Genomic DNA, 20,994 nt, shown 5'->3' on the forward strand with positions numbered 1-20,994 from the left:
CCTGCAAAAGGCTCAAAAGCATCCTTTCCATTACCATAAAATATGGCTTTCCCATTCCAAAATGCATTATCATAATCACCATCATTTTCATCCGCTACGTTGATAAAAGAAATTATTGTACCCCCTTGCCCATTAATGAATTTCTGTTGAAAGTGTTTTTGAAGTAATTATAGGATAACTCCGCATTATAGTGAGCGGAAACTGCGGTAGGGTTATTCCAGCTAGTTCCCGTAGAGGTCACATGATATACCGTTACCTCTTCATTAGGTGCTTTATTCCTCAAATCAAATGTTAGTATAGCCCCAACAGGATTATCTGGCAGCTCTGACTGAGCTGCATTAAACATAGATTCCGAAGTGTTCAACATATAATGAACACCGTCTATACTATGTGTTTTAATTTGGCGATTAACCCCATTTAAATCGTTTCCAGAACCGATAGTTGGAGGGGCTACCAATGTAGTATGTTTATGACTTTCTTTTTCTTCTTTGTACTTGTGATACATTGTACAGGTATGGTAGCGTTTATCAAGAATACGTCCTGTTTGTGCATCAATAAAATATCCCACCTATCCTTAATGTCAGGATATACGGTTAGATGCCAAGCAAGCACATTGTACACTTCCATTGGATAAATTAAAAGTTCTTTTTCAAACTCTGAGGGTTCCATAAGCGATTTGCTTTTATTAGATTCATTTGAAAGCGAAACACCTAAATCTATTTCTACTTGTTTTAAAGCATCTTGTGCCGTTAGTTTTGGCACTGTATTTTCAATACTGGGTGTTGGCTTATTTCTGCCGTTTAAAGCGCTTACTTTATTCCCTTTATCTAAATGCAAAATAACCTCACTACCGTATACCTTAATGCCTTTAAACACCTGCTGCATTTTAATATGCTTCTGGCCTAAGTCATCGCTCTTGTTTGAAATTTCTTTAAACTCAGCATCGGGGTTTTTAATTTGAATAAGATTCTTAACATCTGCTAGGTAATCTTTGGCCACATCATTTGGAGATTGTTTTGCCGCTAACGACGCAACTTCTTTATTCGCCCTACTTTTTATAAATAAGGGTATTCCGTTTTCAGATGTGTTTGTAACCCTATGTTCGTATTTGGAATTTATGGGGTTAGAATTAAAAATTGAGGGCATCTGAAAATTAGTGCGTCCCGTAATTGTAGATCTCTTTTTATCTGCTGCTATTTTTAGTGGCGCAAACTTCTTGATGACACCGGATTTAGCCGTTGTACTTTTTTCATGTCTTTTATCATCAAAAGTATCTTGGGCCGTAATGGACATGGCCATAAAAAAAGTGATGACAAAAGTGAATACGTATAGTGTGCTTCTCATGGCGGTTTATTTAATATGGTTTTTTATCTCTTTATAGAAATCCAAATACTTCTTAGAAAGTTTATGATCACTAGCCCCCCAAACAATTTTATGTTTTCCGTCTTTATTAACTTCTTCTAAAAAGTAATAGCGACTACCAGGATGGTTAAAATCTAGTGTAGAGAGTGATAATTCTTCTAGTTTCAAAAAATATTCTTCCGCTTGTTTCTTTGATAGGGTTTCCAGTTCTATGGTCTCTTGGGTGAGTGAATTGTTATGAAACAACTGGCCGTTTTCAAGAAGTATATAGGTATCTACCTTTCCCGCCATACCACCACCATATCCAAAAACCAATTGTTTCTCCGGTAATTCGTCAAAAGTGTATTGCTGAGATTTACATCCTAAAAGAGTTAAGAAGAGTAAACCTGTAAATAAGAGTGTCCGTTTCATTTGTTATATTATTTTTTCAGGAGGTTTTTATGGCTAAAAATTTTATAAATACCCAGCTTGATCGTTATTCAACACCTGTACTAATTTGCTGATGACAAGGTATTTTTAAATGACTGTTTCTGAAATACCATAATGTTTGTATATTTTTCTACTGGTTTTCCAGTATATTGATTATAGGGTGCTTATAGTGCCATATAGTTGTAGTATCTTGGATCTAAACAAATCAAAAAACCTAGATACCTAAATGCGTTCAATAGTCTTTGTTTTTATTCTTTTTCTATCATTTTCTAGTGTGGCCCAAACCGGACGAGAAGAGCGATTAGATAGCTTAGAAAGCGCTTTAAAAGTTGCGGAGCATGATACCACTCGTGTAAATATCCTTAGCGAATTGGCACGGTCTTATGGTGGCGTAGATTCTTTAAAATGTTTTGAAAACGGTTTTAAAGCAATTGCACTAAGTAAAAAGATAAATTACCTGAAAGGCATGGCCGATGCCAATATAAATTTAGCTGGTGGCTATCTTGATTACTTTGATGTTGAAAATGCCAAAAAGTACTTTACGATAGGAAACAATTTTGCCGATAAACTTATTGCAAAAGACTCTTCTGCCAGCAATATGAAAATATGGTTGCGTGGCAAATACAATATAGGTGTAGCCTATGGTTACGAGGGTAATGTAGAAAAGGAAATTGAACTCATTGCGGAAACCATTCCCTACGCACAGAAAATGGGCGATAAAATGTTTGTAGCCAACGCCAATACAAGCCTAGCAATTAAGTATGGGACTATTTCGCTTTTTAAGAGGGCTTATGAAATGTTTTTAATAAGTCAAAAACAATACGAAGAAGTTGGCACTCCAGAAGAAGATATGCTATATCATAGCTTAGCATTTACATCCGCTTTAGCAAGTATGGACTCATTAAAACGTATGAAATCTGTATTGGATATTGCAAAAGTAAATCTAGACCTAATACCCAATTCTTTCTACAAAGGTTCTTATTATGCAGAACTTGGTCTTTACTATGGTAAGTCTGGAGAGTATAAAAAAGCTATAGATGCCTTAAACAAATCTTATGAATTCTACGAAGAGAACACATCAAGCTTTTATTTAAAACTGCTCTATCAGAGGTATGCCTCAACTTATAATAAAATGGGGGATTTTAAAAAGGCCAAAGAATACACTTTAAAGTATATTAACTTTAGTGACAATAAACATTCGTTCAGTGACAAAACTGGCTCTTACTTTAGTTTAGCTAAATATGAAGCTGCACTTAACAATTATCAATCAGCTTATAATTACTTAAAGGATTATGTAATAGCAGTAGATAGTATCAGGGTTGGAGAACTGGGAAATGACATGCAGCTATTGGAAGTACAATATAAAACTGCCACAAAAGAGAAAGAGATACTAGCGCTAAAAAATGAAAAAAGTGAAGCTGCCTTAGCTCTTGAAATGAAAAAATCGCAAACCTACTTATTAGGTGCTACTGCTAGTATATTGGCATTATTACTCTTTATTGGTTTTTATGGGTATAATGATAAACTTAGGAGAGCAAGAAAAAAGGAACGCGAACAAGAAAAAGAAGTTTCCCTATTAAAGCAACAGCAAGAAAATCAGATTTTCTCGGCAATGATAGAAGGCCAAGAAAAAGAGCGAAAAAGGCTAGCTATAGATTTACATGATGGATTGGGTGGCAGGTTATCCGGTATTAGCATGAATTTGTCCAAACTAGATAAGGACGAACCAAAGGAATACCCTAAGACTCAACTAAAAAAGGTAATGAAAGATCTGGATGACTCCCTAACGGAGTTGCGCTCTATTGCCCGTAATATGATGCCCGAAACTTTGGTCAAATTTGGACTTAAAGCGGCACTTAAAGATTACTGCAGCAGCATGACAGGTAATGATACAAAAGTAACTTTGCAGTTCTATGGTACTGAAAAAGGTATAGGATTAAATGAACAAGTTACCATGTATCGGGTAATTCAAGAACTGATAAATAATGCCATAAAGCATGCTAATGCTTCTGAAGTTTTAGTACAATATATGAGAGATGGCAATAAGGTTGATATTACCGTAGAGGATAATGGTGTCGGTTTTAATAAAGAAAACCCTGTAGAAAAAGATGGTGGTATGGGGCTCTCTAACCTTAGAACAAGGGTAGCCTATTTAAAAGGTGAATTAGAATTTCACTCAGAAGAAAATGAAGGAACTACAGTTAACGTCCAAATCAATGTAGATGCAGCATAAACCTATACATATTTTAATAGTTGATGATCACCCTATGGTGATTGAAGGACTTAAAACATTATTAAGTGATGATGAGCGTGTTACCGTAAAAACGCATTTTGTAAACGGAACGGATACCCTGTCTTACTTAGAAAAAGATACTGCAGATGTTATTTTGCTAGATGTAAACCTACCTGACATTAATGGGGTTGAAATGGTTACGAAAATTCTGAACATAAGGGCTAATGTTGGTATAATTGGTCTTAGCACCTATAGCGAGCCTAGTATCATTAACCAAATGATCAAGAACGGCGTTAAGGGTTATTTGCTTAAAAACGCTACGGCAGATGAGCTGGTAAATGCCATTAGCCAAGTTCACGAAGGTAATTTCTATTTTGGTAGTGAGGTGCAAAAAATTCTGGCAGATTCCGTTACTCAAGAAAGAACGGACTTGCCAAAACTTACCAGAAGAGAAAAGCATGTGCTCACTTTAATTGCGGAAGGAAAGACTACAAATACCATTGGCGAGGAGTTGTTTATTAGTCCACTTACTGTGGAAACCCACAGACGTAATCTTATGCAAAAACTTGAAGTTTCTAATGCGGCATCGCTTATAAAAGTAGCTGTAGAACGAAAATTAATTTAGAAATTTTATTCTAACACCATCTTTAAATAAAACTATACAGCTTATAAAAAATAAATATTAACCAAATTATAACCAATCGTTTATGACTGAAAACTATTAGTTTATACAACTTCTAAAGTTGATAATTTCATAAAAAATTCGGATATTCGTAAAAGGTTTCCCAGATTTTTTAGCGTAATAGAGAAGGTTACGAAAGAAAAATGAAATTATTATAAAAGTTTAACAAAGAAGTGCTTTTTACTTTTATTAAATCTATAATCCCCGTACTATGATTAAGTCTATTGTACTTGTAGATGATAATACCGCTACAAATTACATCCACGAAACCTACTTAAAACGCGTAAACTGCGCAGCCAATATTCTTTCCTTTACCATGGGGAAATCTGCTCTTGACTACCTCAATGGTTTAAAAACATTTCCCGAACTCATATTTGTAGATATAAATATGCCTTCTATGGATTCATGGGAGTTTATGGAAGAGTACGAAAAGATAGATATGTCTCTAAAAATTAATACGAGAGTAATTCTATTAACTACGTCCATACTCCCTTCTGATAAAGAGAAAATGGAACAATACGAACAAATTGATGCCATGATGTTCAAGCCGCTCAACGAAACTGCTATTAGGCAAATTATGACAGAATACTTTAATCTTACTCTTTAGTTTTTTGAGTTTAAAATTCTACAGTTTCTTAAAAGAAAATACGTGTAACTGTTAAGTTTAATTAAAACAGGTAAAGACGCAATTTAGTCATCATAAAACTAAATAACTTCTTTTAAATTCAATACCTCCCCCACTTTCATATACTTTTAAATTTTGTGTTTTAATGTTGATTTTTTTGCAAAGCTTCCTGCAAAATTCATTTTTGAAATTCAAGCATCTGGCTACTTCTTCCTTTAGAAAATTACAATGTATTTTTTGATGCTCCAAACCCTAGTAAACAGAGTTTAAAACTGCTTTGAACCCTGATAACAAAATATTAGAGATTTTTTAAGTTTTAAAATGGGCAAAAAAATGCGACTTAGATTACCTGTTTATAAATTTTATTAATCCTTTATATATTGATAAAGTCTCCAAATTAATTGATAAAAAAGTGTTGTTAATATTATACATAAATTCTTAATAAGATTTTATTCATTTTAACATATTTATGTAGGATATTAACTACTTTTATTCTGACCAAATTAATTTTAATGGGTGAACCACTAGCCGTAGATAGGCCTTTGAACAAAGAATTACCAATCTAAAACAACTATTCCAAAGCAATAAAGAGCTGGAACGCTTTGCATACGTAGCAAGTCATGACTTACAAGAGCCTTTACGAACCATAAGGGACTTTGTAGCGCTTTTTAAAGATGAGTATCTTAAAACATTAGATCCAAATGCCAATAGCTACTTAGACTTTATAGAAGAAGCATCTGCCAGAATGGGGCAATTGGTAAAAGTGATTTTGGCATATTCTAAAATTGGAAGTGACTCCGAAAAAGAATTTATTGATTTAAATGACATTGTTGAAAACGTGCGTAAAGATTTACGAATACGTATAGTTTCTACCAATGCCAAACTAATAATTAAGGAGCTACCTAAAATAACGGGACACAAGGTTGAATTGCATTCTCTTTTTCTAAACCTTATTGGCAACTCCATAAAATTCGTGAGTAAGACAGAGAATCCAGTTATTGAAATTGGCACTTTACCCACAGAAAACGGGCATCTTATTTATGTAAAAGACAATGGCATAGGAATAGACAAAAAAAATCAGGATAATATTTTCGAGGTATTTAAAAGATTGCATAATCAGGAAGATTATGAAGGTACCGGTATAGGCCTTACTCATTGTAAAAAAATAGTGGAACTACATAAAGGGAAGATTTGGGTGCAATCAGAAATTGGTAAAGGATGTACTTTCCTATTTAATTTAAATCTATAATTTTAAAAATATGCTAAAATCAATTGTTCTATTAGATGATAACAGTGCTACTAATTTTATTCATGAAACGTACTTAAGACGTGTTAACTGTGTAGAGAGAATTCACACTTTTACTATGGGAATAAAAGCTATTGAATACCTTAAAACTTTAGAGGTATTCCCGGAACTCATATTTGTAGATATAAATATGCCAACTATGGATGCTTGGGAGTTCATGGAGATTTATGAAGAGATCGATATGTCTCTAAAAATTAATACTAGGGTTATACTGTTAACCACTTCCATTATCCCTTCGGACAAAGGTAAAATGAGTTTATACAGTGAAATTGAAGCTATGATGTTCAAACCTCTAAACGAAGAGGCTATAAGAAATATCCTTGGTCGAGTATTTCAATCTAACACTATAATAATTCTTAGTTGTTGATTCTATTCAACTACTGAATCATTTTCAATTTTATTGGTTATTCTTAACATTTTTCCACTTAAAGAAAAGAGCCAACGTAATTGTCCTATAATTAAATGAGCCTCTTGTAAATTACGCTCATCCCCTACTTTTAACGCATTTTCAAAATCCCATACAATGGTATTGAATTTCAGACGATTGTCCTCAAAGGATTGCTCTTGACTTTTTAGTGAAAAATTATCCTTTGTATTTACATGTGCCAGAATACCAATTGCTCTTTCCAAGTTTCCTTCTATATGCGCTACAGCAGATTTAAATCCCTCGGAAGCTTCTGTGGTACAATGGTTCTGAATATACGAGCTTAAAGACGCCAATGAAGACAAAAAAGCATGGCTTAGCGTTACCAACTCATATACTTCATTTACATTTATCTGTTTTGATTTTGGTTCTTGAACCATTTGTTGAAAGGCTCCGCTTAAATTAGAGGTCTCATGAAAAGCTTTTTTACGAGTTAATCGTAAGGTTGTATGATCCTTTTTATTTAAACTATAAAAGGCTGCAATCTCCCTCAAAAAATTTTTATTGGCTATCAGGCAATTCTTAAGGTTATTATTCATGCTTAAAAAACCCCATGCAGGCCATAATACCAAAGTGGCTAGGAATGACAATCCTGCACCAATTACGGTATCAAGAATTCTAAACTGTATAACCGTCAATATATCTGGACGGAGGATACCGTAAATAAAAATAACACTCAAAGTAATGAACGTTGCCGCGGTCTTGTAATTTCGTTGTAGCATAGAAAAGGCCACAATAAGAGAGCCTATACCCAGTACGGCAAACAAATAGGTATTCTGCACAAGGGAAACAATAATAAAGGCTATTGCACCGCCAATAAGGGTTCCTATAATCCTATCTTTTGATCTTGTTTTGGTTAGTCCGTAACTAGGTCTCAGGATAATGATGATGGTCAATAAAATCCAATAAGGGTTCTGAAAATCAAATATAGTCCCTATGCCATAACCTATCATCACAGTTACTGCCAACCGAAGTGCATGCTTAAAAATTAGAGATTCAAAACTAAAATTACTCACCAACATCTTCGGGTCATAATCTTGCGGCGCTATAAATTTACGTGCATACTTTTCATCAATAAACTCTAGTTCCTCTTCCTTAGGGTCATCTAACAACCACTTTATCTTTTTTAGTAGCTCTACTTGCTGTTCTTGGTATTCATATAGATTTTGGAGCATTAAATATGCACTCAAATTCTCATTATTGGGTTTTGCTTTCAGCACGGATATCTCAATCTCTATGTCTTTTAGAGCTTGTTGCAACTCTCCGTTTTTAGGTAATTTTTTCTTATTCTTTCCAGCGTAACCTATTTCTTCTAATTGCTCGGACACTTTGAACATTAACTTTTGAAACCGCGCTACAAATTGGGGGTGTTTTTCCAAAACCACAGCCATATTACTGTAATTAACCGGTTTAGCTATCGCTATTTCAAGCATCTCTACAAGCTGAGCTAAGACCAATAATTTCTTACTATGGTAAATAGAACGTCCTGAACTTCTACGATAAAGGATAAGAGTCTCCCTTAACTTCTCATGTTTCTCCATGAGTTGCTCTTGTAATTTATGGAGCTCGGAAAGTAACTTTTGCCTATCAAGACCCGGCTCTATCAATTGCCCTCTAATATGTAAAAATTTAGAGGTTAAGAGATAGGTTTCTTGAAAAGTCTCCTCTATTTCTCCTGTAGGATTAATACCGTGCCAAACCACAGCTAATAGCAGATACCACAAACCGCCCAGCCCCACCAACAATGCATATTGATAAACTTCTAGTTCCTGCAGTTCATGTGCAAAGCTCAGAACCAAGGCCAGTAAACCAGAAAAACTGATTAATGAAGCCCTAAAACCAAATACGGAGATATAGGCAATGGAAAAGGTCAATAGACCTAAAATGGGTATCAAAATGTAAATGGGTAAATCTAGATACCCTCCAATAAAGCTAACGATGACCACTAAAGCCGCGGAGAAGAGAATACCAATTTTCTTATGTCTGTAGCTACCACTTGCATCGCTAGGCGAACTCCAAAAAGCTCCAAAACATATGGCCAGACCAATTTCTAACTGGTCAAAATATATTCCCAAAAGAATAGGAACAGTAACCGCTACGCCAACCATTATAGCTTTAGAAAAATCAGCGCTCTTAAAAAATTGTAAAAGCTCTCTAAAGTTTATTGCTATGTTTCCTTTAAATATGCCCAAAACCATGCTTTTGAACTATCAAAGATAGCAGATAACTTTGGGCTGCTTCAAAATGTTTAGCCTTCTTTCTAGAAAACTATCAACCCGAACTAAAAGAAGCGATGAAGAAGCCTTGGTATTCGTTCTTTATTTGGTTTTCCTTTTTTTTATGCTCGTCCTGATCTAACTTTAGCTTTAAATTTACTTTATGAAGAATACGATTTCTGCTAGGGTTGCCGATTTCCTTAAAAACTACCCGCCTTTTAACGAAGTAGCTACCAAGGAACTAGAAAACCTATCCGAACAAGTACGTATTATCTACAAAGTAAAGGGCGAGGTTATCTTTACTATTGAAGAAGAAGCTCACCCTTGTTTTTATGTAGTACATAAAGGTGCTGTAGTACTTGTCCAAAGAGCCGAATGATGAAGTGGTAGATTTATGTGATGAAGGTGATATTTTTGGCCTCCGCCCATTGATTGCGAACGAAAACTATAAAATTGGTGCTAAAGCCTACGAAGAAACTATTCTTTACGCTATTCCAATAATCGAGTTTAAGCCTATAATTAAAGAATACGAAGCAGTTGGCACCTTTTTAATTGAAAGCTTTGCCTCCAACACCCGTAATCCATATTCAAAAAATTATAGAGGAAAACTCTATGAGGGTTCTACTCCCGCTGAAAGCAACCCACTAAAAAGCAGTGAATTATTAGACCTGCAGGGCGTGTCATATTCCAAAAAATTGATTTCCTGTTCCGAGAACACAACAATAAAGACCATAGCCACTACTATGACCGAAAAAAAGGTGGGGTCCGTATTGATTGTAAAAGACAACCTTCCTGTTGGTATTATAACGGATAAAGATTTGCGTAATAAAATCGCAACCGGCCTATTCCCTATAACCACTCGTGCTAAAAATGTCATGAGTTCGCCGGTAATTACCTATCCTAAAAAAATGACCATCACACAGGCGCAAATGGCCATGATGAAAAGTAGCATTAGCCACCTATGCCTTACTATGGACGGCACCCCAGATTCCGAAGCCGTAGGTATCATAAGCAAACATGATATAATGTTTGAGCTCGGAAACAACCCAGCAGTACTTTTAAAAGCCATTAAAAGAGCCAACGGATTCAAAAAATTAAAAACAGTCCGCAGAAGAATTATGGACTTGTTGAGTGGGTATTTAGAACAGAATTTACCGTTAACACTTATCTCAAAAATTATTTCTGAGTTAAACGATGCCTGTATCAAACAAATTACCAAGATTGCGTTATGGGATGGATACACCGCCACCGGTTAAGTTTGCTTGGTTGGCGATGGGAAGTCAAGGTCGTAGTGAACAACTATTACAAACCGATCAAGATAACGCCTTAGTTTTTGAAAACGTACCTGATGAGCAGCTTACGGAAACACGTATTTACTTTTTGGAATTGGCAAAATTGGTCACTAAGGGCTTATTCAAAATAGGATACGAATACTGCCCTGCCGAAATGATGGCCTCCAACCCTGATTGGTGTTTGAGCCTAGCCGAATGGAAAGACCGCACCTTTCATTGGATAACCAACCTGGCCCGGATGAAGTACTGTTATCCTCCATATTCTTTGATTACAACCTAGCCTATGGCGATGTTAGTTTAGTAAACGAATTAAGTGCCCATCTTTTTGAAACTACTGAGAGATATCCGGTTTTCTTTTTACATCTAGCAAGCGGTGCACTCCAAAGCCCTTCCCCTAGCGGATTTTTCAGAAGCTTTTTAGTGGAAGAGGATGGTGAGTATAAAGATTTCTTTGATTTAAAAAGAAGAGCTCTAATGCCTTTAATAGATGGCGCAAGAGTACTAGTGCTCTCCCATCAAGTAAAGTCCATTAACAATACAGCAGAACGTTTTGAGAAGTTGGCTGAACTAGAGCCGAACAACGAAGAACTTTTCTTAGCATGCTCCTACGCTACAAAAGCCTTGCTGAAATTCAGGACAAAACAAGGTCTATTACATAATGATTCTGGTCGTTTTATTGCTTTAACTAAACTGACCAAAGAAGAGAAAATAAAACTGAAACGTAGTTTTAAGACCATAAAAGATTTACAGGAGCTTCTTAAAATTCGCTTTAAAGTAACAAACCTACTCGGCTAATGGATTTCTTCAAAAAAAAACGTAAAAAACACTACCCTGATTTTTGGTTAGAATATGAAGCAAAGTTCAACAAGAAGGTAGATTATACCATTTCCGAAATACGTTTTGTTGTGTTTGATACAGAAACCACGGGCTTTGATTATGATACAGACCGCATACTATCTATTGGCGCCTTGTCCATGAAAAATAACAGTATTCCTATAAATGACAGTTTTGAGGTCTTTCTTTACCAACATTTCTACCATGCCAAAAACATAGAGATTCATGGAATTCTACAAGAGGAAAGACAAGAACGGATTACCGAGCTAGAAGCCTTGATTAAGTTTCTAGAGTATATTGAAGATTCTGTATTGGTAGCACACCATGCTGGTTTTGACCGTAACATGATCAACTATGCTTTAAACCGTCACGGAATGCCTAACCTGAAAAACAAGTTTTTGGATACCTCAGTTCTTTACAAACGAACCCTAATCAAATCTCCGCTTCTACATGTAAAGCCGCAATACTCTTTAGATGAGCTGGCGGAAAAATTTGACATATCAAAAAAGGATCGACACACTGCTTTGGGCGATGCCTATATTACCGCCATTGCTTTTATAAAAATTGTTCAGAGATTAAAAGCAAAGAAGAATTTTTCAGCGAAAAAACTACTGAAATAGAACTTTTATCCCTTTAAGTAATTAAGTACATTACCATCTATACGATTCTGTATATCAGATATATCTGCTTTAACAAAAGTTTCTCCCGTAATGTTTTCGTAAAGCTCAATATACCTCTCAGAAACCGACTCCACATAAGCATCTGTCATCTCTGGTAAAGTCTGCCCTTCCAAACCTTGAAAGCCATTTTGAATTAACCATTGACGCACAAATTCTTTAGATAATTGCTTTTGAGGCTCGTCTTTATCCTGTAGTTCTTTATACGTATCCGCATAAAAATAACGTGAAGAATCCGGCGTATGTATTTCGTCTATCAAGACTATCTTACCGTCTTTAGTCTTTCCAAATTCATATTTGGTATCCACTAGAATAAGACCTCTTTCTGCAGCAATCTGAGTTCCTCTTTCAAAAAGAGCTTTTGTATATTTCTCTAGTACTTCATAATCTTCCTTAGAAACAATACCTCTTTTAAGAATATCTTCTTTAGAAATATCCTCATCATGATCACCCATTTCCGCTTTGGTAGCTGGTGTAATAATAGGCTCTGGGAATTTATCATTTTCCTTCATTCCCTCTGGCATAGCTACACCACACAACATACGCTTACCCAGTTTGTACTCACGGGCCGCATGACCAGATTGGTATCCTCTAATGACCATTTCTACCTTAAAAGGCTCGCAAGCATGACCTACAGCTACATTAGGATCAGGCGTAGCCATTAACCAATTAGGAACAATGTCCTTAGTAGCTTCCATCATTTTGGTGGCTATCTGATTCAAAATTTGACCTTTGTAAGGAATACCCTTTGGCATCACCACATCAAAAGCCGATAGACGGTCCGTGGCAACCATAACCAATACGCCGTTATCAAGTTCATATACTTCACGCACCTTGCCTTTGTAAACACTTTTCTGGCCCGGAAATTCAAAATTTGTATCTGTAATGGTACTGCTCATCGGATGTTCGTAATTTTTTATTAAAAAAGAGAAAGTTCTAAATTAATTCTGGTGTTCTATATTCTTGTATGCATCAATAACTTTCTTCACTAGTTTATGACGTACCACATCTTTATCATCTAGGTATATAATCTCAATACCTTCTGTATCCTTAAGTATTAGAAGCGCCTCTTTTAGACCTGAAATCATTCTTCTTGGCAAATCTATCTGACCCGGATCACCCGTTATCATAAACTTGGCATTCTTACCCATACGAGTCAGAAACATTTTCATCTGTGCGTGAGTGGTATTTTGCGCCTCGTCCAAAATAACAAAAGCGTTATCTAAGGTACGGCCACGCATAAAAGCCAACGGAGCAATTTGAATGATATCATTCTCAATTAAATGCGTTAGTTTTTCAGCGGGAATCATATCTCTTAGCGCATCATATATGGGTTGCATATACGGATCTAGCTTTTCTTTTAAATCTCCCGGCAGAAACCCTAAATTCTCTCCCGCTTCTACTGCAGGTCTTGTTAAGATAATGCGTCGTACTTGCTTTTCTTTCAAAGCTTTAACAGCAAGAGCTACCCCTGTATACGTTTTGCCCGTACCAGCTGGTCCTATAGCAAAAACCATATCGTTATTTTTAGCAGCGGCTACCAGCCTGCGCTGGTTTAAGGTTTGTGGTTTTATCAACCTTCCGTTAACGCCATGCACCAAAGTTTCATCACTGCTTTCGGGCGTCTCGTAATCCGTAGATATATTACTGGTCAACACCCTTTCAATGACGTTTTCATCTAGTTTATTATACTTTCCAAAATGATCAGTGATCATATCAAAACGACGCTCGAATTCTTCCAAGAGTTCTTCGTCTCCGTAGACTTTTATCTTGCTTCCCCGTGCTACTATTTTTAACTTTGGAAAATACTTTTTAAGTAGGTCGATATTTTCATTTTGTTGCCCAAAAAATTCTCTCGGGCTAATCTCGGTAAGTTCTATTATGAGTTCGTTCAAAAAGTTGAGGTGTTAAAATGAAAGCCTGTGAACATAATATTTCGCTTGGCTGTTTTTTTGTTATAATTTTGTTTAACAAACTTAACGAAAATTTCAGTTTGCCTAACTAAAACATATCAACATTACTGTATGATAGCGAACTCAAATAATCAGATTCATTTTTTCTCAAATAGCATCTTGCATTCCTTTCTGAAAAGGTTTAGTGTGGTCATTACGGTTTCACGCGCCATTGCGCAATCGTCTCAAACTAAGCTAACACCTGTTTTTCCTGATGTAAATGAAAATAATTTATGAATCCAATTATAACGCTAACCACAGATTTTGGTCTTAAAGACTACTTTGTTGGTACCCTTAAAGGAACCATCTACAAAGAGCTTCATGATGCCCGAATAGTTGACATATCACATAACATAAGTCCTTTCAATATTCAGGAATGCGCTTATATTCTCAAAAATTCATACGAACACTTCCCTGAAGGCACTGTACACATTGTTGGTGTAGATTCAGAGCCCACACCGGAAAACCAGCACGTAGCCGTATTGGTAAACGGCCACTATTTTATTAGTGCCAATAATGGCGTTATAGGTCTTATTACCAGTGAAATTGAGCCAGAAAAGGTGGTGGAATTGAATATTCCCAATCCTAGTCATGGTTCATTCCCTGTTTTAGATGTTTTTGTACAGGTTGCTTGCCATATTGCCCGCGGTGGTACTTTAGAGGTAGTAGGGAAATCTTTTGACCAACTTAAGGACCTTCGTGAATTTTCACCTACCGTGATGGATAACGGAAACAAAATTATAGGTAGCGTTATTTATATTGATGCCTACGGGAATGTTGTTACCAATATTAATAGAAACTTTTTTGAAGCTTACCGAAAGGGACGAGATTTTGAGATTACTGCCCGCACGACCAAATTCACTAAGATTCATAATAAGTATAGCGACATCATCAACTTTGACTTAGATAAAGGACAGCGTAAAGGAGCGGGAGACCGCTTAGCTCTTTTCAACAGTGCCAATTACATACAACTGGCAATTTATAAAAGCGACCTGAATACCGTGGGCGGAGCCTCTACCCTATTAGGGCTTGATTTTAGAGATACGGTTACCGTTACTTTTTCTTAGTGAATTAGAAACTGTTTATAAATTTCATGTGGTGCTTTTTAAGCGTGAAATAAAATTATACCATAAAAGATACTACCCATTGGCGGTTCTCATATCGAGTGAATTTTCATAGGCATTCACAAATCGTAATAAACCAACTTCATTAAAAGGTACGTTAGGTCAAGGGGCATAAAACTAAATGCTTCTAGTTCCAGATGAGGGTATAATCCGCAATCAGACACGTATCAATAGCCTTTGGTATAAGTATATGACAAGTGGAAAAACAACTATTACGATAACAAAGAATTTTTAATAAACGCCTTGAATTTCCATTTAGATGAAAAATGACTTATAAACATTCAAAATTAAAAAGTTTCCACACCCTTCCTAAACACCCAAAAGACAACAGACCAAAAAATTAAATGACAACTAATAAATATAGGACTTCCCACAGGGTTAACACTTCTTTTTGAAGCTGATTTTAACTATTTTAGAAGACGTAAATACAGGGTCTAGGTGTTAATAAGTTTGTTTCGCTAAAAAATGCTTTTCAAATATCTTTGTTTCACTCAGGTTTTTTAAAACTTGGTTTAAATTCGAGACATTTTAGACACTATATACCACAATTTGAAATAACGATTCTCCTATGAAATTCATAGTATCCAGTACGTATCTCTTAAAGCAATTACAAGTTTTAGGTGGTGTTATCAATAATAGTAACACACTACCTATTCTAGACAATTTTCTATTTGACCTTGATAATAACAAATTAACGGTCTCCGCTTCTGATCTCGAAACTACTATGAGCTCAGTACTGGATGTAGATTCTGACAACCAAGGTACTATTGCCGTTCCGGCTCGCCTTCTGTTAGAGACACTAAAGACTTTTCCGGAGCAACCCTTAACATTTGTTGTTGAAGACAATAACACGGTAGAAATAAGCTCTAATCACGGTAAATATGCTTTGGCATACGCCGATGGAGCAGAATTTCCTAAAGCTGTTGAACTGGCCAACCCTAGTTCTACTACCCTTCTTGGAGATATCTTGGCTACCGCTATAGACAAAACTATATTCGCAGCCGGTAATGATGACCTTAGACCCGTAATGAGCGGTGTGTTCTTTCAGTTCTCTACAGAGAGTTTAACTTTTGTTGCTACGGATGCTCACAAACTAGTAAAATACCAACGAACTGATGTTACCGCTTCACAAGTTGCTGAATTTATAATGCCTAAAAAACCTTTGACTCTTTTAAAGGGAATATTAGGAGGTAGCGAATCTGATGTTGTTATTGAGTACAATGACAGTAACGCTAAATTCAGTTTTGAGAATACAGAACTTATCTGTCGTTTAATAGACGGTAAATATCCAAACTACGAAGCAGTAATCCCTAAGGAGAATCCGAATGTGCTTTCTATTGCAAGAAATCAATTTTTGAGCTCAGTAAAGAGGGTTGCTATTTTCTCTAATAAAACCACCCACCAGATACGTTTGAAAATTGCTGGGGCAGAACTTAATATTTCTGCAGAAGATATAGATTATAGTAACAAAGCCGAAGAACGTTTAACTTGTTCTTACCAAGGCGATGATATGCAAATTGGTTTTAACTCTCGTTTCCTAACCGAAATGTTGAACAACCTTAACTCTGATGATGTTTCATTGGAAATGAGTTTACCCAACAGAGCAGGTATCCTTACTCCTATTGATGGTCTCGATGAAGGTGAAAATGTAACTATGCTTGTAATGCCAGTTATGCTTAACAGCTAAACAGATACTACTAGAATATAAAAAGCCCCAAGAATTTCTTCTTGGGGCTTTTTCATTTTTATAAGGCGATTATTAAGAGATAAAAGGAATGGTCATAAAGTTACTAGGTTTTTCGCCATTGCTAGCTCTCACCGCATTTACTATAGGCATTACAAAAGCTACTATTCCTATAAAAATTAAGCTTAAGATACCAAGTCCAAAAAGTAATATGGCCGGTACACTTAGAATTGTAAATAGTAGTACTGTCAACTGAAAGTTTACAATAGTCTTACCATGCTCATCCATTCCATTTACCGTGTCTTTTGTTGTGAGCCATAATAATAGCGGCACTATTAGACCGCCAAAACCGGTAACATAGGTCAAAAATTGCGACAGATGTGCAATTACCAATAATTGATTGTTTTGTTCAAGAGTTCTGTTGTGATTGATGATTTCCATTTTTTGATTGTTTTAGGGGGTTCTACAAGTAAGACGACCGAAAACAAAAAATGTTACAATTTCAATCAAATAATAAAAACAAAAAATCCCGCAAGAGCAATGCCTTACGGGATTATATTATAACAAGTTTACTACCCTAAAGCTTACTCTGTAGCTTTATCAGTTTTTGCTTATTCTTGTTTATACTTGATTTCAGTTTACCCAACTTCTTTTCAATTTTGGCAACCTCATTAGGAGAAAGTCTTCCCTTAATTTTATCAACCTCCATTTTATTCCTGATTTTGGCAACCTTACTTTCGTCTTTCTTCAATCCTTTTTCTACTGAGCTGATTTGACTAGCAAGCTTTTCGTGTTTCTTAGTCGCCTTATCAGCGGCTTTTTGCGCTTTTATGATTGCGTCTGCTTCTTTTTCAGCTGCTCTCGCTTCTTTTTCGGCAGCCTTTGCTTCTTTCTCAGTTACTTCAATTTGTTTTCTTAGCTCTTTAGCTTCTCTCTGAGCTATTTCTACTTGAGAAATTGAATCATTCTTAACCTCTTTGACCTCTCCCTCCTGTGCAAATGAAAAAGTTGCCGCTCCAAAAAGAATAACAGAAAATATTAATAAACGTTTCTTCATAATAATATATTTAAATAGTTAATGGAGGACGAAGTTACTTATTTTCTGTAATCCAAAAACATTCCGCTATTAAATTTTTGAAGCCTGTTTTTGAATTTCTGTCTACTTGTTTTTGCCTATTTTTGCAAAAACTTTTCAATGGTTCCTAACGACAATATTATAGCATTGGCAACCCCTTCAGGTGCTGGAGCAATTGCAGTAATCCGTATTTCAGGCGAGACTGCAATAGATACCGCAGCCAATTTTTTAAATCTTCCTACGGGAAAGATTTGAGAAAAAAGAAGAGCCATACGATTAGTTTAGGGCATATTGTAGAAGACAATAAGATATTAGATGAAGTTTTGGTCTCCGTTTTTAAGGGACCAAATTCCTATACCGGAGAGAATGTTGTTGAAATATCCTGTCATGGTTCGCCTTACATTCAGCAACAGATTATTCAGTTGTTTCTTAGGAACGGCTGTAGAACTGCAGATGCAGGAGAATTTACCCTTAGAGCATTCTTGAACGGAAAAATGGACCTCAGCCAAGCCGAAGCCGTTGCTGACCTTATTGCCAGTGACAATGCCGCTAGCCATCAGATTGCCATACAACAGATGCGTGGCGGATTTAGTAATGAGATTAAAAACCTACGTGCAGAGCTTTTAAACTTTGCATCCCTTATTGAACTGGAACTGGATTTCTCTGAAGAAGATGTAGAATTTGCCGATCGCACACAGTTTAATGACCTTCTAACACGCATACAAAAAGTACTAAAAAGCCTAATAGATTCCTTTGCGGTAGGAAACGTTATAAAAAACGGAATTCCTGTTGCCATTGTTGGGGAACCTAATGTTGGGAAATCCACCTTGCTTAACGCTTTTCTTAACGAAGAACGTGCCTTAGTTTCGGACATAGCAGGTACCACGCGCGATACTATTGAAGATGAAATTGCTATTGGTGGAATCGGTTTTCGATTTATAGATACGGCCGGTATTCGGGAAACCCAAGATGTGGTAGAAGGCATGGGCATTAAACGGACTTTTGAGAAAATTGAACAATCTCAGGTAATCTTGCTCTTGGTAGATGGTTCTAAAATTTTAGCCGATAGCGATAAGCTAAAAAACATCACCATCGACTTTGAAAAAATAAAGAACAAAAATCCTTTAAAGCCACTTCTTCTATTAGTAAATAAGGCCGATACCCTTTCCGAAGCTGATAAAGAGGTTATCGCCCAACACCTGGATGCTGTGAATTACCTTTCTGCCAAAACAGGCGAAGGTGTTGAGGAACTCAAAAACAGTTTGTTGCAATTTGTAAATACAGGAGCGCTTCGTAACAACGAAACTATTATAACCAATTCACGGCACTACGATTCACTACTCAAAGCTCTGGAGGAAATTGAAAAAGTGCAATTTGGTATGGAAGATGACCTCTCTAGCGATCTTATGGCTATTGATGTGCGAGAAGCACTATATCATTTAGGGGAAATAACAGGGCAAGTAACTAATGATGAGTTGCTGGGTAATATTTTTGCGAATTTTTGTATCGGGAAGTAAAAAGGTCAATCAACATCCAACTATCATCCTACTAAAGTCTTATTACCAGTGTTTTATGAAAAATTTATTTACTTTTTCTTTCTTCTTGTAGGATGATAGTTGTACATTAGTTGATGCTCATGTGTATCTCTTTGAGTCGTTACAATCATGAGGTACAAAAATGTGTATCTCCTATGAAAATAATATTACGCAAGAAGAAATTAAAAAACGATAAGGAAAGTCTTTATATAGAATTTTACAAGGGCTCTGTAATTACGCCCGAAGGCAAACGTAAATTTTTGAGAGACTTTGAATATCTCGATTTGTACATAGATAAAAGTTCGAATAGTTCTTCTGTTAGAGAAAAAAATAAAGAGACACTTCGGTTAGCCGAAAACATTCTGTCCATAAGACAGGCTGAACATATACAAGGTAAATATCAAATTAAAAATACACGTAAGACCAAAACCAACTTTTTAGACTACTATCACAAACTAAAAGAAGAGCGTTACCAGAGTAAAGGAAATTATGATAATTGGGATGCTGCAGGTCTTCATCTGCAAGCCTACTGCCCTGCTAATATTTCTTTTGATGAAATAGACGAAAACTTTGTAAAAGGATATAGAAAATATCTTGACACCAAAGCAAAAACCAAGTCTGGCACTCCCCTATCTCAAAACACCAAGTATACCTATTACAATAAATTTAGAGCATGTATTGGCCAAGCTTTTGAAGATCAATATGGACTCTGATATAAAAAAATTAGCAAAGGCATTTAAACAAGGTGAATCTCAACGAGAATACCTGACATTTTCAGAACTCAATAGAATGGCGTCTGCAGATTGTAAATATCCAATTCTCAAAAAAGCGTTTATATGCAGTTGTTTGACCGGATTACGATGGAGCGATATTGACCGAATGAAATGGTTAGAAGTGCGAGACGAAGATAATGGAGCCAGAATAATTTTCCGGCAAAAGAAAACTGATGGACTTGAATATTTGGATATCTCTACCTAAGACGCTCTCTATTAGGTAAACGCAGAGGAGCCAGTGAGAAAGTTTTTCAAGGATTAAAATATGGCGCACACTTTAATGCTGAAATACTTAGATGGTGTATGCGGGCTGGTATTACAAAGCATATCACATTTCATAGTGCTCGCCACACCAACGCAGTTTTACTATTAGAAAACGGTGCTGATATTTACACGGTGTCCAAAAGACTTGGCCATAAAGAGCTTAGAACAACCGAAATCTACGCAAAGATTATTGACACTAAGATGAAGGAGGCTGCAGAAATCATCCCTAGTTTAAATATAGAATTATAAAGCGTTTTTTTTAAACTCATTCTTATAGCAGTGTTTAAATTTAATGATATATTGAAGTTACTTTTTGACAGAGCCAAACTTCGTAAAACTGAATATACATTACAGGTTGTTTTATTATTCACCTTGGCCTTGTTATTTTTTGGGTTGAAACCAGTCCTCCCAATGGAACATTCTGTAGGCTTCCCTGAAATAGCGCAATAGATAACTTACCACACATGACTTTTTAATCGTAGTCCTTCAACTTAATGCAGAATTGAG

At 35.9% G+C, this 20,994-nt stretch carries 22 protein-coding genes and 3 pseudogenes; 17 read left to right on the forward strand and 8 right to left on the reverse strand.

Annotation, left to right across the window (positions count from 1 at the left end):
- Window positions 1–14: 14 nt before the first annotated feature.
- From Q5W13_RS22640 to Q5W13_RS22650, 3 genes and pseudogenes are all read right to left on the reverse strand, one after another.
- Window positions 15–505 (reverse strand): annotated as a pseudogene (locus Q5W13_RS22640) (hypothetical protein); the annotation flags it as partial.
- A complete protein-coding gene (locus Q5W13_RS22645; RefSeq protein ID WP_304444627.1) occupies window positions 451–1,344 on the reverse strand; it encodes a hypothetical protein in 894 nt (297 codons plus the stop codon). The pseudogene Q5W13_RS22640 and the gene Q5W13_RS22645, both read right to left, overlap by 55 nt.
- Window positions 1,345–1,350: 6 nt before the next feature.
- Window positions 1,351–1,773, reverse strand: a complete 423-nt coding sequence (locus Q5W13_RS22650; protein ID WP_304444628.1) for a hypothetical protein — start codon at window positions 1,771–1,773, stop codon at window positions 1,351–1,353.
- A gap of 244 nt (window positions 1,774–2,017) precedes the next feature.
- On the opposite strand from Q5W13_RS22650, the gene Q5W13_RS22655 reads away from it, so the two are divergent.
- The 6 genes and pseudogenes from Q5W13_RS22655 to Q5W13_RS22675 all read left to right on the forward strand — a co-directional run bounded on the left by Q5W13_RS22655 (window position 2,018) and on the right by Q5W13_RS22675 (window position 7,004).
- Window positions 2,018–4,024: a tetratricopeptide repeat-containing sensor histidine kinase gene (locus Q5W13_RS22655; protein ID WP_304444629.1), complete on the forward strand. Its 2,007-nt coding sequence runs from the start codon at window positions 2,018–2,020 to the stop codon at window positions 4,022–4,024.
- Window positions 4,014–4,649, forward strand: a complete 636-nt coding sequence (locus Q5W13_RS22660) for a response regulator (RefSeq protein WP_155596758.1) — start codon at window positions 4,014–4,016, stop codon at window positions 4,647–4,649. Before Q5W13_RS22655 ends, Q5W13_RS22660 begins: the two co-directional genes overlap by 11 nt.
- A gap of 268 nt (window positions 4,650–4,917) precedes the next feature.
- Window positions 4,918–5,313 (forward strand): response regulator, encoded by a 396-nt coding sequence (locus tag Q5W13_RS22665; RefSeq protein WP_304444630.1) that lies wholly within the window; start codon window positions 4,918–4,920, stop codon window positions 5,311–5,313.
- A 664-nt stretch (window positions 5,314–5,977) separates the two neighbouring features.
- Window positions 5,978–6,064, forward strand: a pseudogene (locus tag Q5W13_RS25485) (hypothetical protein); the annotation flags it as partial.
- Between the two features lie 12 nt (window positions 6,065–6,076).
- The gene (locus Q5W13_RS22670; RefSeq protein WP_304444631.1) at window positions 6,077–6,580 is read left to right on the forward strand and encodes a sensor histidine kinase; all 504 of its coding nucleotides are present in this window, start codon (window positions 6,077–6,079) and stop codon (window positions 6,578–6,580) included.
- Between the two features lie 10 nt (window positions 6,581–6,590).
- Window positions 6,591–7,004 carry a response regulator gene (locus tag Q5W13_RS22675; RefSeq protein WP_304444632.1) on the forward strand — a complete coding sequence of 138 codons (414 nt, stop codon included), beginning with the start codon at window positions 6,591–6,593 and terminating at the stop codon, window positions 7,002–7,004.
- Between the two features lie 2 nt (window positions 7,005–7,006).
- On the opposite strand, the gene Q5W13_RS22680 is transcribed toward Q5W13_RS22675, so the two are convergent.
- The gene (locus Q5W13_RS22680) at window positions 7,007–9,253 is read right to left on the reverse strand and encodes an FUSC family protein (protein ID WP_304444633.1); all 2,247 of its coding nucleotides are present in this window, start codon (window positions 9,251–9,253) and stop codon (window positions 7,007–7,009) included.
- 187 nt (window positions 9,254–9,440) lie between these two features.
- Between Q5W13_RS22680 and Q5W13_RS25490 the strand changes: the two genes are divergently transcribed.
- From Q5W13_RS25490 to Q5W13_RS22690, 5 genes are read left to right on the forward strand one after another with little or no spacing between them, the layout of a single operon-like run.
- Entirely contained in the window at window positions 9,441–9,656 is a 216-nt protein-coding gene (locus Q5W13_RS25490; protein ID WP_368662344.1) for a cyclic nucleotide-binding domain-containing protein, read from the forward strand.
- Window positions 9,637–10,533, forward strand: coding sequence for a CBS domain-containing protein (locus tag Q5W13_RS25495; RefSeq protein WP_368662345.1), 897 nt, complete (start codon window positions 9,637–9,639; stop codon window positions 10,531–10,533). Before Q5W13_RS25490 ends, Q5W13_RS25495 begins: the two co-directional genes overlap by 20 nt.
- Entirely contained in the window at window positions 10,511–10,849 is a 339-nt protein-coding gene (locus Q5W13_RS25500) for a DUF294 nucleotidyltransferase-like domain-containing protein (protein ID WP_368662346.1), read from the forward strand. Before Q5W13_RS25495 ends, Q5W13_RS25500 begins: the two co-directional genes overlap by 23 nt.
- On the forward strand, window positions 10,786–11,364 hold the full coding sequence (locus Q5W13_RS25505; protein ID WP_368662347.1) for a putative nucleotidyltransferase substrate binding domain-containing protein: 579 nt from the start codon (window positions 10,786–10,788) through the stop codon (window positions 11,362–11,364). The genes Q5W13_RS25500 and Q5W13_RS25505 overlap by 64 nt, the downstream gene beginning before the upstream one ends.
- A complete protein-coding gene (locus tag Q5W13_RS22690; protein ID WP_304444634.1) occupies window positions 11,364–12,023 on the forward strand; it encodes a 3'-5' exonuclease in 660 nt (219 codons plus the stop codon). The genes Q5W13_RS25505 and Q5W13_RS22690 overlap by 1 nt, the downstream gene beginning before the upstream one ends.
- A 5-nt stretch (window positions 12,024–12,028) precedes the next feature.
- Here the strand turns inward: Q5W13_RS22690 and Q5W13_RS22695 are convergent, their stop codons facing one another.
- Window positions 12,029–12,979: a phosphoribosylaminoimidazolesuccinocarboxamide synthase gene (locus Q5W13_RS22695; protein WP_304444635.1), complete on the reverse strand. Its 951-nt coding sequence runs from the start codon at window positions 12,977–12,979 to the stop codon at window positions 12,029–12,031.
- A 42-nt stretch (window positions 12,980–13,021) separates the two neighbouring features.
- The gene (locus Q5W13_RS22700; RefSeq protein WP_155596765.1) at window positions 13,022–13,975 is read right to left on the reverse strand and encodes a PhoH family protein; all 954 of its coding nucleotides are present in this window, start codon (window positions 13,973–13,975) and stop codon (window positions 13,022–13,024) included.
- Between the two features lie 290 nt (window positions 13,976–14,265).
- Here Q5W13_RS22700 and Q5W13_RS22705 point away from each other — a divergent pair, with 290 nt between their 5' ends.
- Window positions 14,266–15,099: an SAM hydrolase/SAM-dependent halogenase family protein gene (locus tag Q5W13_RS22705; protein WP_155596766.1), complete on the forward strand. Its 834-nt coding sequence runs from the start codon at window positions 14,266–14,268 to the stop codon at window positions 15,097–15,099.
- A gap of 625 nt (window positions 15,100–15,724) precedes the next feature.
- Window positions 15,725–16,843, forward strand: coding sequence for a DNA polymerase III subunit beta (gene dnaN / locus Q5W13_RS22710; RefSeq protein WP_155596767.1), 1,119 nt, complete (start codon window positions 15,725–15,727; stop codon window positions 16,841–16,843).
- Window positions 16,844–16,915: 72 nt separating this feature from the next.
- On the opposite strand, the gene Q5W13_RS22715 is transcribed toward dnaN, so the two are convergent.
- Window positions 16,916–17,281: a DUF4870 domain-containing protein gene (locus Q5W13_RS22715; protein ID WP_155596768.1), complete on the reverse strand. Its 366-nt coding sequence runs from the start codon at window positions 17,279–17,281 to the stop codon at window positions 16,916–16,918.
- A 136-nt stretch (window positions 17,282–17,417) separates the two neighbouring features.
- Window positions 17,418–17,897: a hypothetical protein gene (locus Q5W13_RS22720; RefSeq protein ID WP_155596769.1), complete on the reverse strand. Its 480-nt coding sequence runs from the start codon at window positions 17,895–17,897 to the stop codon at window positions 17,418–17,420.
- 138 nt (window positions 17,898–18,035) lie between these two features.
- On the opposite strand from Q5W13_RS22720, the pseudogene mnmE reads away from it, so the two are divergent.
- The 4 genes and pseudogenes from mnmE (at window position 18,036) to Q5W13_RS25520 (ending at window position 20,736) form a co-directional block, all read left to right on the forward strand.
- Window positions 18,036–19,432: pseudogene (mnmE, locus tag Q5W13_RS22725) on the forward strand (tRNA uridine-5-carboxymethylaminomethyl(34) synthesis GTPase MnmE).
- 173 nt (window positions 19,433–19,605) lie between these two features.
- A complete protein-coding gene (locus Q5W13_RS25510) occupies window positions 19,606–20,163 on the forward strand; it encodes a phage integrase SAM-like domain-containing protein (protein WP_368662348.1) in 558 nt (185 codons plus the stop codon).
- Window positions 20,153–20,428 carry a site-specific integrase gene (locus Q5W13_RS25515; RefSeq protein WP_368662349.1) on the forward strand — a complete coding sequence of 92 codons (276 nt, stop codon included), beginning with the start codon at window positions 20,153–20,155 and terminating at the stop codon, window positions 20,426–20,428. Before Q5W13_RS25510 ends, Q5W13_RS25515 begins: the two co-directional genes overlap by 11 nt.
- Before the next feature lie 98 nt (window positions 20,429–20,526).
- Window positions 20,527–20,736, forward strand: coding sequence for a tyrosine-type recombinase/integrase (locus Q5W13_RS25520; protein ID WP_368662350.1), 210 nt, complete (start codon window positions 20,527–20,529; stop codon window positions 20,734–20,736).
- Window positions 20,737–20,994: the final 258 nt, after the last annotated feature.

Origin of the sequence: Zobellia laminariae (assembly GCF_030553095.1) — a bacterium.
GTDB lineage: Bacteria > Bacteroidota > Bacteroidia > Flavobacteriales > Flavobacteriaceae > Zobellia > Zobellia laminariae.

Coding starts and splice junctions, on each gene's coding strand:
- Q5W13_RS22645 (WP_304444627.1), bottom strand. CDS start 1,344: ATGAGAAGCACACTATACGTATTCACTTTTGTCATCACTTTTTTTATG.
- Q5W13_RS22650 (WP_304444628.1), bottom strand. CDS start 1,773: ATGAAACGGACACTCTTATTTACAGGTTTACTCTTCTTAACTCTTTTA.
- Q5W13_RS22655 (WP_304444629.1), top strand. CDS start 2,018: ATGCGTTCAATAGTCTTTGTTTTTATTCTTTTTCTATCATTTTCTAGT.
- Q5W13_RS22660 (WP_155596758.1), top strand. CDS start 4,014: ATGCAGCATAAACCTATACATATTTTAATAGTTGATGATCACCCTATG.
- Q5W13_RS22665 (WP_304444630.1), top strand. CDS start 4,918: ATGATTAAGTCTATTGTACTTGTAGATGATAATACCGCTACAAATTAC.
- Q5W13_RS22670 (WP_304444631.1), top strand. CDS start 6,077: ATGGGGCAATTGGTAAAAGTGATTTTGGCATATTCTAAAATTGGAAGT.
- Q5W13_RS22675 (WP_304444632.1), top strand. CDS start 6,591: ATGCTAAAATCAATTGTTCTATTAGATGATAACAGTGCTACTAATTTT.
- Q5W13_RS25490 (WP_368662344.1), top strand. CDS start 9,441: ATGAAGAATACGATTTCTGCTAGGGTTGCCGATTTCCTTAAAAACTAC.
- Q5W13_RS25500 (WP_368662346.1), top strand. CDS start 10,511: ATGGATACACCGCCACCGGTTAAGTTTGCTTGGTTGGCGATGGGAAGT.
- Q5W13_RS22690 (WP_304444634.1), top strand. CDS start 11,364: ATGGATTTCTTCAAAAAAAAACGTAAAAAACACTACCCTGATTTTTGG.
- Q5W13_RS22695 (WP_304444635.1), bottom strand. CDS start 12,979: ATGAGCAGTACCATTACAGATACAAATTTTGAATTTCCGGGCCAGAAA.
- Q5W13_RS22705 (WP_155596766.1), top strand. CDS start 14,266: ATGAATCCAATTATAACGCTAACCACAGATTTTGGTCTTAAAGACTAC.
- dnaN (WP_155596767.1), top strand. CDS start 15,725: ATGAAATTCATAGTATCCAGTACGTATCTCTTAAAGCAATTACAAGTT.
- Q5W13_RS22715 (WP_155596768.1), bottom strand. CDS start 17,281: ATGGAAATCATCAATCACAACAGAACTCTTGAACAAAACAATCAATTA.
- Q5W13_RS22720 (WP_155596769.1), bottom strand. CDS start 17,897: ATGAAGAAACGTTTATTAATATTTTCTGTTATTCTTTTTGGAGCGGCA.
- Q5W13_RS25510 (WP_368662348.1), top strand. CDS start 19,606: ATGAAAATAATATTACGCAAGAAGAAATTAAAAAACGATAAGGAAAGT.
- Q5W13_RS25515 (WP_368662349.1), top strand. CDS start 20,153: ATGGACTCTGATATAAAAAAATTAGCAAAGGCATTTAAACAAGGTGAA.
- Q5W13_RS25520 (WP_368662350.1), top strand. CDS start 20,527: ATGCGGGCTGGTATTACAAAGCATATCACATTTCATAGTGCTCGCCAC.